The sequence below is a fragment of the Inquilinus sp. CAU 1745 genome (genome assembly GCF_039839375.1).
Taxonomy (GTDB): domain Bacteria; phylum Pseudomonadota; class Alphaproteobacteria; order DSM-16000; family Inquilinaceae; genus JBDOQU01.
The window spans coordinates 1-16,526 of sequence record NZ_JBDOQU010000022.1 but is presented as its reverse complement, the minus strand read 5'-3'; the positions used below and the strand labels follow the sequence as shown (position 1 = coordinate 16,526).

Here is a 16,526-nt window from a genome sequence, read left to right as displayed (position 1 = left end):
GCCACGCCGCTGCGGCGGGGGCAAGGTCCCTCGCCAACGGCCGGACCCCCTTTGGTCCGCTCATCTCGGGGAAGAAGAATGGTGGATCTGGCGGCCGTCATCGGCCGGGTAAAGGGAATGTTCAAGGAGCCGGAGGCGACGCTGGCGGCCCATGCCGATCCCGCGCCGCCCTGGACGATCGCGCTCAGGGAGCATGCACTGCCGGTGGTCGCCGGCTGCGCCGCGATCTCCAGCGTCGTGCTGCTGCTGATCCTGGGTTTCAGCGGCGTTCAGGGCGGGCCGGGGCTGGATCTGGTCGTCATCCAGTTCCTGCTGCGCGTCGTCCTCAACCTCATGACCATCTTCCTGTTCGCCGCCGTGGTGATGGTCTTCTCCGGCATGTTCGGCGGCGCGTCGGACTTCAACAGCAGCTATGTGCTGGTCGCGCTGGGGCTGACGCCGATGTTCGTGGCGGAGCTGGTGGCCCCGATCCCGGCGCTGGGCATCGCCGCGGCGTTCGGCGGGCTGATCTATTCGATGATCATCCTCTATCGCGGCGTCTCGATCGTGCTGAGAGTGCCCCAGCAGAACCGGGCAAAACATTTCGCCCTGACGCTGGCGACACTGCTGTTCCTGGGCATGATCCTGGTGATGGCGGCCGCGCCCTTCCTGCTGGGCGGCGTCCCCGGCTGAGGCGGCTGGCGAATAATGACGCCCGGCACGGTCCCCGCCGCCCCCACCGCCGTCATGCCGGACTCCGATCCGGCATCCATACGGTGCCGAAGTCGGCCCCGCCCGCGCCCGGCTCATCGCTGTCGGTGAAGCGTCGCCGTCCCATGGATCCCGGCTCGGGGGCCGGGATGACCGTGAGGGGGGCAACCTCACGCCCTTCGGTTCCGTGCGCCGGAATGACGACAAATGAAGTTCAAAGGAAGGCCGACAGCCGCGCCTTCTGCCCGTCATCCAGCTTCTTCGGCCGCCGGGTCGAAAGGTCGAACAGCACGCTCACCGTCTCCGCCGTTGCGATGCAGGATTCTCCGACGAAGACTGCCTGTACGTAGGTGAAGGAACTGCCGCCGATCCTGGTGACGCGGGAGCCGACCTCAAGCAGGTTCGGATAGGTCAGCTCCTTCAGGAAGTCGATCAACAGCTTCGCGACCACGGTCGCCTCGCCCGGCTTCCCGTCATGCAGCTTCGCTTCCCGGAAGAGGCCGAGCCGCCCGGTCTCGAAATAAACGCCGATCGCGTTGTTGTTGGCGTGGCCCAACGGGTCCAGGTCGGAGAAACGCATCCGTTCGTCGGTCCATTGGGGGTAGGAGGCGCGCGCGGCGGGTTCGAAAGTCATGAGGTCGTCCGTCAAAGGTCGGGATATCGGCCGTCCGGATAGCCGATTTCGCCGTGCCGCGATAGCGCAGGAGATGCCGGTCCCACGCCGGCCTTTCGGGAAGCGGCCGGATTGGAGTAGGTTTCGCGCCCCCTGCATGCCAAGGACCTCAAAGCCGCATCATGATCAAGACCATCGCCTTCGATGGCGACGACACGCTCTGGCACAATGAGCGGATATTCTCCATGACCCAGGAGAAGTTCCGGGCCCTGATCCGGTCCTACGTGCCGGAGGGGGAGATCGACGACCGGTTGCAGCGGACGGAGATCGAGAATCTCCGCATCTTCGGCTACGGCATCAAGGGTTTCACCCTGTCGATGGTCGAAACCGCGATCGCGCTGACGGACGGGCGGATCACGGCCCGCGACATCCAGGCCATCATCGGGTTCGGGCGCGAAATGCTGGAACACCCGGTCGAGCTGCTGGACGATGTCCGGGAGACCGTGGAGGCGCTGAAGGACCGCTACCGGCTGATCATCATCACCAAGGGCGATCTGTTCGACCAGGAAAGCAAGGTCGCGCGGTCGGGGCTGGCCGACCTGTTCTGGCGGGTGGAGATCGTCTCGGAGAAGGATGCCGCCACCTATGGAAGCATCCTGAAGCGCCACGACATCGCGCCGTCGGAATTCCTGATGATCGGCAATTCGGTGCGGTCGGACGTGCTGCCGGTGCTGGAGATCGGCGCGCGGGCGGTCCACCTGCCCTACGAGCTTACATGGGTCCATGAGGTGGTGACGCCGTCGGCGGCCGGCGACGGCTTCCCGGTCCTGGAGCGGATGGCCGATTTCCCGGCGCTGGTCGCGCGGCTGGACCAGCTGGCCCCGGCATCGTGACGGAGATCGTCATCAGCGCGGCGATCGCCTTCCTGGTCACCATCGACCCGGTCGGGCTGGGGCCGATGTTCGCCGGGCTGACGCGCACCGCCAGCCGGGCGCGCAAGCGGCGGATGGCGGTCAAGGGCACGCTGATCGGGGCTGGCATCCTGTTCTTCTTCGCGCTGGTGGGGGAGACGCTGATGGACGCGCTGGGCATCAGCTTCGCCGCGCTCAGGATCGGCGGCGGCATCCTTCTGCTGCTGCTGGCGATCGACATGATCTTCGCCCGGCCATCGGGCCTGCGATCGATGACGGAGCCGGAGACGGAGGAGGCCGGCCACAAGGACGACATCTCCGTCTTTCCGGTCGCGATCCCGCTGATCGCCGGACCGGGCGCGATCACCACGGCAATGCTGTTCATGGGCCAGGCCAGGGGCGATCTGGCCATTCAGGCGGCGGTGCTGGGCGTTCTGGCGCTGGTGCTGGCGGCGACGCTGATCGTCCTCCTGTTCGCTGTGGAGATCACCCGCGTCCTGGGCATCACCGGCATCAACGTCATGAACCGGCTGTTGGGTATCCTGCTGACGGCGCTGGCCTGTCAGTTCGTGCTGGACGGGCTGGCCGCCAGCGGCCTTACGGGGGCGGCTACGCCAGGGTGAACAGCTCCCTCGGCGTGGCCAGGCCGCGCAGGGTCTGGGGGCCCAGGCAGCGGAAGCGGCCGGTATCGCCGACGGCGTCGATGAAGGGGCGGGAGATGACCACGCCGCAATCCAGCGGCGTGCAGAGGTTCTCCATGCGGCTGGCCTCGTTGACGGCCGGGCCGATGACGGTGAAATCCAGCCGGCTCCGGCTGCCGACATTGCCGTACATCACCTCCCCGACATGGAGCGCCACGTCCAGCGCCATGCCGGCGCCGTTCTCGCGCGCGGCGTTCAGCTTCGCCACCCGCGCCTGGGCCTCCATCGCCGCCTCCAGCGCCGCGCGGCAGACCGCGGAGGGATCCGCGCCGTCGAGCGCGAAGGTCGCCAGCATGCCGTCGCCCATGAATTTCAGCACCTGCCCGCCGACTTCGTCCACCGGGGCCGCCATGGCGTCCAGATAATCGTCCAGCATCAGGACGAGCCGGTCGCGCGGCATCACGTCGGCCAGACTGGTGAAGCCGCGAAGATCGGCGAACAGGATGGCGGCGTTGATGGTCTGGGCCATGCCCCGCCGGATCTGCCCTTCCAGGACGCGCAAGCCCGGATCGCGTCCCAGATAGGTCGTCAGTATGGTCTGGGAGACGCGCTTGAAGATCGCGACCTTGGCGACCAGCCCCAGGGGTCGCCAGAGCGCCCGCAGCGTCTCGACGTCATAATCGGAAAATCCGTCGGGATCGTCGGTGGCCATGGAGACGACGACGCCGCTGCCGGTTTCGCTGGTGCCGGTCTCGCCGTCCGGCGTCTCTCCGAAGCCGACGGTAAGCGCGATATAGTCGGTCATGCCCTGCGCCGCCAGTTCCGCGAAGACCGGGAACCGCGCCTGTTCCGCCGGATCGCGGAGATCGCAATGCATCATGTCCAGCTTGTGGGACACCGCGTAGTAGAGCGGGCTGCGCCGCCAGACCTCGTCGCTGGAATCATGGGGGAATTCCTCCGACACGAAGTCCTGATCCCGATACCAGGTGCGGCTGAACGCGCCATAGTCGGGGTGGAGTATGGTGCCGGAAAGATGGAACCGGGCGATTGCCATGCCATCGGCCGTCAGCCTTTCCACCAGCGGCGGCAGAAGGTCCTCCAGCGTGCGGCCGCGCAGGCCCTGATCGAGCAGCCAGTCGACCAGCGAAGATGCGCCATTTCCGCTCGTTTCTCCGGTGGTTTCTCCGGTCATGGGGCCTCGCGGCTCAGGCCGCGTTCGGCCAGCTCTTCCAGATAGGCCTTCCATATCTCCTTCTGGCGGTCGCCGAGGCCGTGAAGATAGGTCCATGAGAAAATTCCCGTATCGTGCCCGTCATCGAAACGTATGCGCACGGCGTAGCGGCCGACCGGCTCCAGCGCAGTGATGCCGACCCCGGCTTTGCCGAAGACGATCTGCTTCTGTCCCGGCCCGTGTCCCTGCACCTCGGCCGAAGGACTTTCGACCCGCAGCAGCTCGGCCGGCAGGGAAAAGGAGCTTCCATCGTCGAAATCGATCTCGAGCCGCCTTTCGGCCTGCTTCAGCCGAAGCTCCGTCGGCCAATGGCGGGTCTCGAAACCGCCGCCGCTCTCCGGCCCGCCCGTCTTATCGCTGCGCGTCGGCATCCAGCGGCCTCGCCTCGTCGACCAGCATGATCGGGATGCCGTCGCGGATCGGGTAGGCCAGCCGCGCCTGGTCGCTGATCAGCTCCTGCGCGTCGGGATCGTAGCGCAACGGGGCCTTGGTCAGCGGACAGACCAGGATCTCCAAGAGCTTCGGATCGACGCCGGCGCGGGCGGCGGGACCGCGTGCCGGAGCGGGAGAAACTGGGCCGTCGGCTGGCTTGTCTGACATAGGGGCGCTCGCTTCGTTGGATTCGGGGAGCCAGAAACTATGTGGCGACGGGTTCGCTGAATGCTAGTGCCGGGATTCGCCGCCGGGTTCGGGGCCGGATTCGGGCGTCAGCACCGCCATCTCGATCAGGCTGACGACCAGCTCCGCCCGGTCGGCGGGCGTCGGCGCTTCAAGCAGGGCCTGCTTCTCCGGCGGGTCGAACGGGCAGATCATGGCCAGCGAGGTGACCAGCCGCTCGTCCGGCGTGTCCTTGATCGCCTCCCAGTTGGCGGAGATGCCGTGCCGCCGGAAATAGACCCCCAGCGCGGCGTCCAGCCGGGCCCGGTCCAGCCCGCATCCCCCGCCTTCCATATCGCACCCCTTCATGTCGTCCCGGAATGCCGACCAGTCGCTCTCCACCCGGCGGTAGCCCCGCGTCGTCGCCAGCTCCGCCCCGGCGTGGAAGCGGCAGATGCCGGTCAGCGTGATCAGGTAACGGCCGTCATCGGTCTCGTCGAAGGAGGTGATCCGCCCGGCGCAGCCCAACGGATAGATCTCCGGCGCGGCCGCTCCGCTGTCCGGCGTCGTCGGCTGGACCATCCCGATCATGCGGTCCGAGGACAGCGCGTCATCGACCATCGCGATATAGCGCGGCTCGAAGATATTGAGCGGCAGCAGCCCTCGCGGCAATAGCAGCACCCCGGCCAGCGGGAAGATCGGGATCGACGGGCTCAGCCGGTCGAAGGTCGGGAAGAACGGGCTCTGGCTCATGTGGTTCCGGGTGTCGGGTCTCCGGCGTTCTGGAGGTCAGGAGAAGAGCAGGGAGGACAGCCTGCGGCGGGACTGGACCGTCAGCTTGTCGGTCTGGCCGAACGCCTCGAACAGCTTCAGGAGCTGTACGCGCGCCGCGCCCTCGTTCCATTCCCGGTCGCGCCGGATGATCTCCAGCAGCGCGTCGACCGCGTCCTCCCGCCGGCCGGCCCCGTAGGCCGCCATGGCGAGGTCGAACCGCGCCTGATGATCGTCCGGCTCGCGGGCCAGCCGGTCGGTCAGCTCCGGCAGCCGCGCGTCCGCGCCGGCGGTCTGGGCCGCGAGGTCAAGCTGCGTGCGGACGGACTGGATCTCAGGCTTGGCCAGCAGTTCCGGCGCCAGCGCGTCGAGGAATTCCGATGCGCGGTCGGGCTGGCCCAGCGCGATCATGCAGCGGGCGAGGCCGGCCAGCGCCGTCGCGTTCTCCGGCTCGATCTCCAGGATCTGCTGATAGATGGCCCCGGCCGTCTGGACATCGCCCCCCTCCAGCGCCGCCTTGGCCTGATCCAGCGCCGCCGCCAGATCGTCCGCTCCGCCGTCGCCGGTCATGGCGATCAGCTTGTCGATGAAGCTCTTGATCTGGCTTTCCGGCAGCGCGCCGACGAACCCGTCGACCGGCCGGCCCTGGAAGAAGGCGTAGACGGCGGGGATCGACTGGACGCGCATCTGCGCCGCCAGCGCCTGGTTCTGCGGGTTGGCCTCGATATCCAGCTTGACCAGCTTCACCTTGCCGCGGGCGGCGCGCACCGCCTTCTCGATCAGCGGCCCCAGCGTCTTGCAGGGCCCGCACCATGGCGCCCAGAAATCGACGATGATCGGCGTGGTCATGGACGCCTCGATCACGTCGGCGCTGAAGGAGGCGGCGTCGGTGTCCTTGACGAGGTCGGCCGGGGCCGCGGCGGCGGTCAGGTTAAGTTCCATGGGGGCGTCTTTCGTCGATTGCCAATTGAGATGGACCCGGAAGGCGCGTCGGCAAGCCGGGATCAGCCGGCCGCCGCCTCGTCCAGATCGACGGTCCGAGGATCGTGGCCGCAGGCCCTGATGAACCGCACCAGATCCTCGCGGTTGATCGCACAGGTGATGTGGTTGACCAGCGGGTGATAGTGAAGGGTTTCGTTCGCCGCCATCATGCCGGCGTCCAGGATGACGGTCACGCTGGCGTCCGGATCGTTGATCAGGGCGAAGGGCGTCACCGACCCCGGGCGCACACCCAGGGTCGACCACAGCCGTTCGGGCGATCCGAAGGAGAAGCGGCCCGCGCCCAGCCGCGGCGCCAGCGCCTTAAGGTCCACCACGCGATCCTCGTCGCAGACGATCAGCCAGGGCCGGCCCTTCTTGTCGCGCAGGAACAGGTTCTTGCAATGCCCGCCGGGCAGCAGGCCGCGCAGGTGCTTGGAATCCTCCACCGTGAACAGCGGCTCATGCTCGTGGGCGGAGATTTCGATGCCCAGCTCAGCGAAGCGCCGGAACAGGTCTTCCGGCGTGGTGGGCGGCGCCTGATCCTCGATAGGCGTGTCGTTCAGCGTATCCATGACGGGCGTTATAGGCGCGCCGCCCCCGGGGGCCAAGAGGCGCGCCGGGAACTTGAAAACTTTCCCGCGCGATCGGGCTTGCAATGCAAACGGCTTTGCGTATTATCCCGCAACCTCACGAACGGCGAAGGCTTTCCGCCCCGTTCGTCGGTCGCCGAGCGGGCGTAGCTCAGGGGTAGAGCACAACCTTGCCAAGGTTGGGGTCGAGGGTTCGAATCCCTTCGCCCGCTCCAATTTTCCAAGTGATGCCAAGTCCTGCATGGGTTGCCGCAAGACGGCCATTCCCGTTTTCGGTTCCCGGGGGGTTTTGATCCCCGGGGAGAAGGTTACCGACCTGTAGCGGTTGACTGCCGGACGTGGTAATGGGGCCGTTCGGTTGTCGGGTACTGCCTTTGTTGTGATGATCGACGCTTTGGGCGGCGTCGGAAATGCGGCCGGAATTCCAGCCTCGCATCATGCTCCGAAAGCAGATTGCATCAGCGTCAGCCAGTTCTGGGTAGACTCCCTTAAGAACACTCCCAGATCGCGGGTTTTTGGTTCCCAATTCGCGGGTTATTGACTTCCAATCTGCCGAACCCGATAGTTCCAATTATTCGGGAGTCGAGGATGTTCGAGCGTTTCGTGGAGCGGCGGGCGGAGGAAGCCCTTTCCGATACCCCCGTGGTCCTGATCGTGGGGCCGCGTCGGGCCGGCAAGACGACGCTTGTCCGCAAGTTGGCGGAAGTCGGTCGCGCCTATATCACACTCGATGACCAGACGGTTCTCGAGGCGGCGCAGTCCGATCCGGCAGGTTTCATTCGAGGTCTGGATAAGACGATAATCGACGAGATCCAGCGCGCGCCGGACCTGTTGCTGGCGATAAAGAAGACCGTCGATGAGGATTATCGCCCCGGCCGTTTCCTGCTCACCGGCTCGGCCAATGTACTGACATTGCCACGGGTGGCGGACAGCCTGGCCGGCCGGATGGAAACCATCCAGATGCTGCCGCTGGCGAGAGCGGAGATAGAAGGCCGGACACCGACCTTTCTGGAGCGTCTTTTTGAGGGGAAATTCCAGGGGCGGCAGGACGCGATCATCGGCGACGATCTTGTTCAACTCGTCCTGCTCGGAGGCTTCCCTGAGGCGATTGCCCGCGAAAGCGAGCGGCGGCGGCAAGACTGGGCGCGGTCCTACCTCACCTCGATCCTGACGCGCGATCTGCGCGATATCGCCGACGTGGAGAAACTGACCGAGCTTCCGAAATTCGTCCGGCTCCTGGCCGAACACTCGGGTCAGTTGGTCAACTATTCCCAATTTGGAGCCGGCATCAACGTCAGCCACAAGACGGGGCAGCGTTATGTGGGGTTGCTCGAGCAGGTCTTCCTGATCGCGACATTACAGCCCTGGTTCACCAACGCGCTGAAGCGGATCGCCAAGACTCCCAAGCTGCATTTCCTCGATTCCGGTCTGCTCGCGGCCGTCCGGGGCCTCACCTTCGACCGCGTGAAGGCGGATCGCGGAACATTCGGCGCGCTGCTGGAGAGCTTCGTGTTCTCAGAAGTGCTGAAACTGATGACCGCTTCGGATCTGAGGCTGACGCCTCATCATTTCCGGGACCGGGATATGCGCGAGGTCGATATCGTGCTGGAGCGCGATGACGGTATGATCGTGGGGATCGAAATCAAAGCTTCCGCCACGGTGAAATCCAGCGATTTCGGTGGGTTGCGGGCCTTGGCCGACGCCTGCGGCGATCATTTCGCCTTTGGCGTGGTGCTTTACGACAGCACCGACACGGTACCCTTTGGTGACAGGCTGGTTGCGGCCCCCTTGTCGACTCTATGGGCATGATCGTAGCCGAGATCACAGTACATTAGGCCGACGGCTCGACGATCCGGAATGCTTGCCTCTCAGGCGCAACCCAACTTAAGTTCAGCCTGCGAAGACATTGGTTGGGATGTGGCCCTGTAGACCGATGTCGGGCGGCGTTCCGGCCACATCGGTGCAGCCCCCATCATTTCCGCGGCGGACATGGCGTTGGCGACAATGCGGCGAGCCGCTACACTCACACCCGGTCGCCGCGTGAGCTGAGAAGTCGGCTTCAGCCTGGAGGTGCGCCCCAAGGGCGTATTACCGGCCCCGCTCCGATACGGAGCGGCGGTTTCGCGGTGTTTGCGTCCCGCCGCGGCGACCGCCAGCTCTTCCGTAGAAATGTCGGCCTCGTCCTCAATCTTCCCGGAAACGCTTCAGGATCCGTTCCGGAAAAGGCGAACTATCAGGGCGGATAGAGGTCACGCCAGCGCGGCGAACGTATCCTCCATCACCTCCATGAAGTAGTCGGCGTCTGCGTGGCTGAAGACCATCGGCGGGCGCATCTTCAGGACGTTGTCGTAGGGCCCTTCGGTGCCGATCAGCACGCCGCGCTGCTTCGCGCCATCCGCGATCCGGCGGGCGAGATCCGTGGCGGGCTCCTTCGTCCGCCGGTCGCGGACCAGTTCGACGCCGAGGAAGAGGCCCTTGCCGCGAACGTCGCCGATCGCCTCATGGCGCTTCTGCATGTCGCGGAATCGCTCCAGCAGATAGTGTCCGATGCGCCGGGCGTTGCCGCGCAGGCCGTCGCGTTCGATCGCATCGAGCACCGCGAGGCCGACGGCGCAGGAGACGGGATTGCCGCCGAACGTGTTGAAATATTCCATTCCGTTGTCGAAGGAACGGGCGACCGCCTCGGTCGTCACCAGCGCGGACATCGGGTGGCCGTTGCCGATCGGCTTGCCCATGGTGACGATGTCGGGTGTCACGCCCTGGCTCTCGAAGGCCCACCAGTCGCCCACCCGGCCGAACCCGACCTGCACCTCGTCGGCGATGCAGACGCCGCCGGCGGCACGGACCATCTCGTAGACCCGGGCCAGATACCCGTCCGGCAGGAAGATCTGGCCGGCGACGCTGGGGATGGATTCCGCGATGAAATATCCCGGCGCAAGGCCCTGCCGCGCCATCTCCTCGATCTGCTCCGCGACGCTGTCTGCGTAGCGGGCTGCGATCTCGTAGGCCGGCCAGTCTTCCGGCGCGCGGTAGGCGTCGGGGATCGCCGCCTCGAACACATGGGCCGGCCGGCCGCTGCCGCCCTTGCATTTGTATTTATAGGGGCTGAGGTCGATCAGTTCCTGCATCGTGCCGTGATAGGCCCAATCGAGCACGATGGCCTGTGGCCGGCCGCTATGCGCCCGCGCCATGCGGAGCGCGAGCGAATTGGCTTCCGAGCCGGAACAGGCGAGCGCCGCCACCGACAGGCCTTCCGGCAGGGTCGCCGTCAGCCGTTCGACATAGGCCATGATCCCGTCATGCAGATAGCGGGTGTTGGTGTTGAGGCGGGCAGCCTGCCGCGCCAGCGCCTCAACCACTGCCGGATGGCAATGCCCCAGATGGCAGACATTGTTGAAACAGTCGAGATAGGCCCGGCCGCGATGGTCGATGAGCCATGACCCCTCGCCGCGCACGAACTTTATGGGGTCGGCGTAGGATACCGACAGGTTGGGCAGCAGGTGCTTCCGGCGCGCCGTCACGATCTCCTCCGGCGGTCGGCCCGGGTCGCCGAAGCTCTCCGGCGGCAGGCCGGCCAAATCGGCGGCGTCGGGAAACAAGGCCGCCCAGACCGGCAGATAGGCCGCCTCCCCCACCCCCAATATGTCGGCGGGGGCGAGGTCGGTATCGACCGAGATCTGGAAATGGAGATGCGGGGCCCAGCCGCCATTTTCCTCCGGCGCGCCCATATAGCCGACGATTTCGCCCGCCGCCAGCCGGTCGCCGGGGCGGAGCCGGGCCATTGCCTCATGGGCCATATGGCCCCAGAGCGTCAGGAAGGGCGGGCAGCCCTCCGGCTCGTGCAACAGGGTGATCAGGCAGCCATAGCCCAGCGGCGCTTCCTCGATCTCCACCGAGCGCACGGTGGCGTCGACGGGCGTCCGCACCGGCGTTCCGGCATCCATGAAAAGGTCGAGCCCCAGATGCCGGGTCCGCCTTTCGCCCTCGATCAGGCGGGAGACGAAGATGTCGCTGGCATAGACCGTCCGTTCCTCCCCCCACGGCCCGATCCCCAGCGTCACGCCGTTTTCGCGGCAGTGATCGTCCCACCATTCCGTGGCCTTCGCCGGCTCCCTCCCGGCCGAAGCCAAAGTCATCGGGTGGGCGGGGTCGCCGAACGGGACGATGGCCTTCGCCATGACCGCCGGATGAGGATCGAGAATTGGCGCGAAGCCAGCCTTCCTCTCCGCTATCCAACGGATGACGGCCGCCGATCCCGGAAACGGCTCGAAACCGGCGGCGTGGCGGAGGATGGCGGTCGCGAAGCGGGGGTTCATGCCGCCGAGCCGGCGCAGGAGCCGCCATGCCGGCGCCTCGCTGATCGAAAGGTAGGGATTGCTCGCCACCTGCGCGCGCCGCATTGCGGACAGGGTCACGCTGGTCACGAGGCGCATGGCGACGAGGTCGAACAGCAGGTCGATTTCCGCCTCGGACACCGGATGGACGGCGTGATAGCCGGCCAGGATGGCGCCGGCGGCGGCGAGCGGGTCGTCGAGATCGAGGATCCCGTAGGCGATGGCGACCGCCAGCTCGGCGATCCGCGCCGAATGGAGGGCGTCGCCGAAATCGATGAGTCCGGCGATGCGCGCGCCGTCCGGCGTCACCAGCACGTTCCAGTCGTTGGCGTCGTTGTGGATGATCGCGGCCGGCAGCGTCGGCAGGCGCGGCGCGACTTGCCCGTCGAACCGGTCCAGGAAGCCCAGGAGGAGCCGGCGGTCGGTTTCGTCCTCGATGGCGTGCAGCCGGTCCCGGGACGCGCCGGCCCGGCGGATGTCCCAGTCGAAGCTGCGCAGCGCGCCGGGATGGATGAAGCCCTGGAGCGTCCGATCCAGCCGGCCCAGCGTGCGGCCGAGATCGGCAAGCAGGGCCTGTGTCCGTTCGGCCTCGGCCAGCGGCGTCCCGTCGATCCACGAAACCAGTCGCACCGCATGGTCCGCGCCGTCGATTTCGATCCTCGCCAGGGCGTCGCCGCCAAGGGTGCGGCGAAGGCGCGGGACGGGCAGGGAGGGGTCGTGCCGCTCGATATGCTCAAGCAGCGCGGTCTGGAAATCGCTCTCCGCGACCGGTTCGCTCGCATTGACGATCTTGAGCACCCGGCTTGTACCGTCGCCGTCCCGGAGCCGGAAATTCCGGTCCCGTTCGCTGTCGAGGCCGGTGAGCCGCCCCGTCACGCCGAAATGTTCGCGGGCCAGTCGCTCGGCCAGTTCAACCGTCAGGGCCGGAGCCGGGTGGGACAGGTCAGTCATGGGGCTAATTCTCCTTCGGTCCCGGAGGATTGCACGCCCCGGCCGGCGGAGCAGCCGGCGGGATGGCGGTTCGGCCGGCAGAATGGCGGGTTTGACCGGCATTTGGCCGGCAGCGATAATCGTCCCCATGAATCGACAGGCCGACGAGAAGGATCGTGAGATCCTCGCCATCCTTTCCGGGGAGGCGCGAATCCCGCTGAAGGCCCTGGCGGGGCGCATCGGCCTGTCCCGAAGCGCCGCCAGCGAGCGCGTCGCGCGGCTGGAGCGGGACGGCATCATTCGCGGCTACCGCGCGGATATCGGGCCGCCGGACGATTCGACGGTTCCGGCGTTCCTTTTCGTGACGTTGAAGAAGACGCCGTCACTCAAGGCGCTCGATCAACTCGCACGGTTTCCGGAGGTGCGCCGGATCTCCTCGGTCAGCGGCCAGCTCGATCTGGTCGTGGAGGTCGAAACCTCCTCGATCGCGCGGCTCAACGCCTTGCGCGACGCCATTTCGGGGCTGGAGGAGGTGGAGGATCTCTCCACCTCCATCATCCTTCGCCGCGATATCGTGCGGGAGCAGACCCTCTGATCCGTTCTCTGAGAGGTTGGCCGCCTTGACGTGAACGGCGCGAGGGCTCACGCTTTCGTCCTCAATCAGTGAACCGGATTATCCCCCGTGATCCTCGTCACATCCGTTGCCGGCGGCATCGGGTAGGCGATGATGCCCCACTGTTTCCGACCCCAACTGGTCCAACCCCCCAACTGGTCCAACCCGATGTCGCCTGTTTGAGCGGCTGCCGGGGCAACCTCCGAATTTCGAGCGTTTCAGATGGATATGCAGGCTCCAAGCCAGACCGCCATTCCGGCCGATCCGGCGATTCCGATGATCGGCCGGGTGGAGCTGATCACGCTGCTCGCCATGCTGATGGCGCTGAACGCGCTGGCGATCGACATCATGCTGCCGGCGCTGCCGATCATCGGCGACGCGCTCAATGTCGTCGATCCCAACCACCGCCAGTTCATCATCACCGCCTACCTGCTGGGGTTCGGCGCGGCGCAGCTTGCCTACGGGCCGGTGTCAGACGCGCTGGGCCGCAAGGCGCCGCTCTATTTCGGGCTGGCCATCTATGTGGTGAGCGCGCTGGTCGCGGCCTTCGCGCCCTCCTTCGCCCTGCTGCTGGTCGCGCGGTTCGTCCAGGGGGTGGGGGCGGCGGGTACCCGGGTCATCGTCGTGGCGGCGGTGCGCGACATCTATGGCGGCCGGCGCATGGCCGAGGTCATATCGCTGATCATGATGGTCTTCATGGCGGTGCCGGTGGTCGCGCCGCTGGCCGGGCAGGCGATCGTGGCCTTCGCCGACTGGCACTGGATATTCGTCTTCATCGCGGCGCTGGGCCTCGCGGCGACGATCTGGACCTTTCTCCGGCTGCCGGAGACCCTGCCGGCGGAGCGGCGACGGCCGCTGGAGCTGGGGAAGCTGGGGCAGGCCTTCGGCTTCATCTTCTCCGACCGGGTCGCGCTCGGCTACACGATCGCCACCTCCTTCATCTTCGGCGCGCTGTTCGGCTTCATCACATCGGCCCAGCAGGTGTTCGTGGAAGTCTACGGGCTGGGCGTCTGGTTCCCGGTCGTCTTCGCGGGTTTTGCGGGGCTGATGGCGGTGTCGTCCTTCATGAACGCCCGGCTGGTGGGGCGGATCGGCATGCGCCGGCTGTCCCATGGCGCACTCCTCGGCTTCGTCGGGATCAGCGCGGTCTGGGCCGCGCTGTCGCTGGTCATGAAGGTCCCCTTCCCGCTCTTCATGCTGCTGTTCGCCAGTGCGATGTTCCTGTTCGGCTGGGTCGGGGCCAATTTCAACGCCATGGCGATGGAGCCGCTGGGCGCGATCGCCGGGACCGGCTCGTCGGTGCTGGGCTTCCTCCAGACCGTGGGCGGCGGGGTGATCGGAACCCTGATCGGCCAGGCCTATGACGGCACGGTGGGGCCGCTGGCGATCGGTTTCAGCGCGGTCGGCCTTGTCGCGCTCGTCTTCGTGCTGATCGCGGAGAAGGGTCGGCTGTTCAAGCCGACCCACGAAGCCTCCTGACCAGCCCTGCCGGCTGTCAGGCTGCCTTCGTCTCCTCCAGCGTCGGATAGTCGGTGTAGCCTTCCGCGCCGCCGCCATAGAAGGTTTCCTTCTCCGGCGCGTTGAGCGGCGCGGCCTTCCTCAGGCGGGTCACCAGATCCGGATTGGCGATGAAGGCCTTGCCGAAGGCGATCAGGTCGGCCTCGCCCGATTCCACCGTCCGCAGGGCGAGGTCGCGGTCATAGCCGTTATTGGCCATGTAGATTCCGTCGAACAGCCGCCGCAGCGCGCCGATATCCGCACCTTCCGGCAGGTCGCGCGGGCCCCCGGTCTGGCCCTCCACCAGATGGAGGTAGCCGAGGCCGAACTCGTTCGCCTTGCGGATGGCGTGGGAGAAAGTGGCCATGGGGGCGCTGTCCTCGACGCCGTTGGCGTTGGAGAATGGGCTGAACCGGATGCCGACCCGGCTCGCCGGCCAGATATCGGTCAGCGCCGCCAGCACCTCGCCCAGCAGGCGCACCCGGTTCTCGACTGGTCCGCCATAGGCATCCTCGCGGCGGTTCGAACCGTCGCGGAGGAACTGGTCGATCAGATAGCCATTGGCCGCGTGTAGCTCGACGCCGTCGAAGCCGGCGTCTCGCGCATTCTCCGCCGCCTTGCGGTAATCCTCCACGATCCGCGCGATTTCACCCATCTCCAGCGCGCGGGGGGTCGAAGTCTCCACGAATCCCTTGCCGTCGAAGGTCCGCGTCTCCGCGGCGATGGCCGAAGGACCAACCGGCGCCTGCCCGTCCGGCTGGAGGGAGGTGTGGGACACCCGGCCGACATGCCAGAGCTGGATGAAGATGCGGCCGCCCCGGGCGTGGACGGCGTCGGTGATCTTGCGCCAGCCTTCCACCTGCGCCGCGCTATGGATGCCGGGGGTCCAGGCGTAGCCCTTGCCTTCCGGCGAGATCTGGGAGCCTTCGCTGACCAGAAGGCCGGCGCCTGCGCGCTGGGCGTAATATTCGGCGTTGAGCGCATGGGGCACGTCGCCGTCGGCGAGCGCCCGGTTGCGCGTCAGCGGCGCCATCACCACGCGGTTCGGCAGTTCCAGGTCGCCGAGGCGGATTGGGTCGAAAAGGGTAGCCATGGTCTCAATCTCCGTAGGTATTAAGGACTGACCGGTCCAGAATTTGGCGTGAGGAAAATCCCGCAGAGGGCGCGGGGTCAGGGTGGAGGAAGCAGGGAATCGATCTGGGTCAGCAGGGCGTCGATGCGCGGCTCGGCCATTCCGGCCTTGCGCAGCATCGTCGTGCCGAGCGCCAGGGAAAGAAGTGCGCGTGCCCGGTCCTCGGCCACGGTGGGGTCGAGGCGGCGCGCCAGCCGGTCGGCGATCAGCTTCTCGATACGGTCCAGATGCCGGCGGCTGACCTCGGCGACCTCCGGGTCGTGAGGCGCCAGCTCCGCGATGCAGTTGACGAGGAAGCAGCCCTTCGGCCCTCCCGCCGCGTCGGCGATGGCGGCGATCATGACGCGGACCGCCTCGCGCGGGCTCTCTTCGCCATCCGCGGCCGCCGCCAAGGCCGCCAGCTTCTCGTCGCTGTAGCGCCGGATCGCCGCCAGCAGCACGCCGTGCTTGGAACCGAAGCAGCCATAGAAGCTGGACCGGCTGATGCCCATGGCGAGGGTCAGCTCTTCCAGCGAGGTCGCCTCGTAACCCTGCCGCCAGAAGAGGTCGAGCGCGGCTGCGAGCGCGACGCCGGGATCGAACTCCCTGGGCCGCCCCGGTCCGGCATGAATCTCGCTGGTCTGGTCCTGGGCTGAAAAGGTCATGGAAAGGGATATGGAACGGCCGTTCCGGAAATCAAGTCAGGGGCCATTGGGCCCTTTTGGTAATTCCGCCCCCGAGTCAGCAACTGTGTTGTCAGGCCCATGCTTTTCCTCCTCGTCCTGAGCCCGTCGAAGGACGTGGGCACACATGGTTCGACAAGCTCACCATGAGGGAGTTGGGCGAGTTGTTCCTTTACTCGTCGCTCCTATGAAGCTCACCCGGCATCGACACCGCATGGATGCTGGATCAAGTCCCATAGGCGCTAACTTATTGGTTGACGGGTCTGCTGTCGGGTGATTCGCTTGTGTTCATGAGCGAAGCATCTGGTTTGGACTGGGATGATGTGCTGGGCC

At 66.6% G+C, this 16,526-nt stretch carries 16 protein-coding genes and 1 tRNA gene; 7 read left to right on the top strand and 10 right to left on the bottom strand.

The window, feature by feature from the left end:
* Positions 1-78 precede the first annotated feature (78 nt).
* Positions 79-672, top strand: coding sequence for a YIP1 family protein (locus tag AAFN89_RS19605; protein ID WP_347540912.1), 594 nt, complete (start codon positions 79-81; stop codon positions 670-672).
* Positions 673-904: 232 nt separating this feature from the next.
* Here AAFN89_RS19605 and AAFN89_RS19600 read toward each other — a convergent pair whose 3' ends face one another.
* Positions 905-1,324, bottom strand: a complete 420-nt coding sequence (locus AAFN89_RS19600) for a thioesterase family protein (RefSeq protein WP_347540911.1) — start codon at positions 1,322-1,324, stop codon at positions 905-907.
* 161 nt (positions 1,325-1,485) lie between these two features.
* Between AAFN89_RS19600 and AAFN89_RS19595 the strand changes: the two genes are divergently transcribed.
* Together AAFN89_RS19595 and AAFN89_RS19590 are read left to right on the top strand one after the other, a co-directional pair.
* Positions 1,486-2,196 carry an HAD family hydrolase gene (locus AAFN89_RS19595; RefSeq protein WP_347540910.1) on the top strand — a complete coding sequence of 237 codons (711 nt, stop codon included), beginning with the start codon at positions 1,486-1,488 and terminating at the stop codon, positions 2,194-2,196.
* Positions 2,193-2,837, top strand: a complete 645-nt coding sequence (locus AAFN89_RS19590) for a MarC family protein (protein WP_347540909.1) — start codon at positions 2,193-2,195, stop codon at positions 2,835-2,837. The genes AAFN89_RS19595 and AAFN89_RS19590 overlap by 4 nt, the downstream gene beginning before the upstream one ends.
* On the opposite strand, the gene AAFN89_RS19585 is transcribed toward AAFN89_RS19590, so the two are convergent.
* From AAFN89_RS19585 to AAFN89_RS19560, 6 genes are all read right to left on the bottom strand, one after another.
* Positions 2,824-4,047, bottom strand: coding sequence for an adenylate/guanylate cyclase domain-containing protein (locus AAFN89_RS19585; RefSeq protein ID WP_347540908.1), 1,224 nt, complete (start codon positions 4,045-4,047; stop codon positions 2,824-2,826). The genes AAFN89_RS19590 and AAFN89_RS19585 overlap by 14 nt on opposite strands.
* A complete protein-coding gene (locus tag AAFN89_RS19580) occupies positions 4,044-4,457 on the bottom strand; it encodes a DUF971 domain-containing protein (protein ID WP_347540907.1) in 414 nt (137 codons plus the stop codon). Before AAFN89_RS19580 ends, AAFN89_RS19585 begins: the two co-directional genes overlap by 4 nt.
* Positions 4,438-4,686 carry a Trm112 family protein gene (locus tag AAFN89_RS19575; protein WP_347540906.1) on the bottom strand — a complete coding sequence of 83 codons (249 nt, stop codon included), beginning with the start codon at positions 4,684-4,686 and terminating at the stop codon, positions 4,438-4,440. Before AAFN89_RS19575 ends, AAFN89_RS19580 begins: the two co-directional genes overlap by 20 nt.
* 63 nt (positions 4,687-4,749) lie before the next feature.
* Positions 4,750-5,436, bottom strand: coding sequence for an LON peptidase substrate-binding domain-containing protein (locus tag AAFN89_RS19570; RefSeq protein ID WP_347540905.1), 687 nt, complete (start codon positions 5,434-5,436; stop codon positions 4,750-4,752).
* A gap of 36 nt (positions 5,437-5,472) precedes the next feature.
* On the bottom strand, positions 5,473-6,396 hold the full coding sequence (locus AAFN89_RS19565; protein WP_347540904.1) for a co-chaperone YbbN: 924 nt from the start codon (positions 6,394-6,396) through the stop codon (positions 5,473-5,475).
* Between the two features lie 62 nt (positions 6,397-6,458).
* The gene (locus AAFN89_RS19560; protein WP_347540903.1) at positions 6,459-7,007 is read right to left on the bottom strand and encodes a prolyl-tRNA synthetase associated domain-containing protein; all 549 of its coding nucleotides are present in this window, start codon (positions 7,005-7,007) and stop codon (positions 6,459-6,461) included.
* Between the two features lie 158 nt (positions 7,008-7,165).
* Between AAFN89_RS19560 and AAFN89_RS19555 the strand changes: the two genes are divergently transcribed.
* Positions 7,166-7,240: transfer RNA gene (locus AAFN89_RS19555), tRNA-Gly, on the top strand.
* Between the two features lie 427 nt (positions 7,241-7,667).
* Complete coding sequence (locus tag AAFN89_RS19550; RefSeq protein WP_347540902.1) at positions 7,668-8,834, top strand: ATP-binding protein; 1,167 nt, start codon at positions 7,668-7,670, stop codon at positions 8,832-8,834.
* Positions 8,835-9,274: 440 nt separating this feature from the next.
* Here AAFN89_RS19550 and AAFN89_RS19545 read toward each other — a convergent pair whose 3' ends face one another.
* On the bottom strand, positions 9,275-12,310 hold the full coding sequence (locus tag AAFN89_RS19545) for an aminotransferase class III-fold pyridoxal phosphate-dependent enzyme (protein ID WP_347540901.1): 3,036 nt from the start codon (positions 12,308-12,310) through the stop codon (positions 9,275-9,277).
* A gap of 127 nt (positions 12,311-12,437) precedes the next feature.
* Here AAFN89_RS19545 and AAFN89_RS19540 point away from each other — a divergent pair, with 127 nt between their 5' ends.
* Positions 12,438-12,884 carry an Lrp/AsnC family transcriptional regulator gene (locus AAFN89_RS19540; protein ID WP_347540900.1) on the top strand — a complete coding sequence of 149 codons (447 nt, stop codon included), beginning with the start codon at positions 12,438-12,440 and terminating at the stop codon, positions 12,882-12,884.
* Positions 12,885-13,124: 240 nt separating this feature from the next.
* Entirely contained in the window at positions 13,125-14,381 is a 1,257-nt protein-coding gene (locus AAFN89_RS19535) for a multidrug effflux MFS transporter (protein WP_347540899.1), read from the top strand.
* A gap of 16 nt (positions 14,382-14,397) precedes the next feature.
* Here AAFN89_RS19535 and AAFN89_RS19530 read toward each other — a convergent pair whose 3' ends face one another.
* Together AAFN89_RS19530 and AAFN89_RS19525 are read right to left on the bottom strand one after the other, a co-directional pair.
* Positions 14,398-15,492: an alkene reductase gene (locus tag AAFN89_RS19530; RefSeq protein ID WP_347540898.1), complete on the bottom strand. Its 1,095-nt coding sequence runs from the start codon at positions 15,490-15,492 to the stop codon at positions 14,398-14,400.
* Between the two features lie 77 nt (positions 15,493-15,569).
* Positions 15,570-16,175, bottom strand: coding sequence for a TetR/AcrR family transcriptional regulator (locus AAFN89_RS19525; protein ID WP_347540897.1), 606 nt, complete (start codon positions 16,173-16,175; stop codon positions 15,570-15,572).
* Positions 16,176-16,526: the final 351 nt, after the last annotated feature.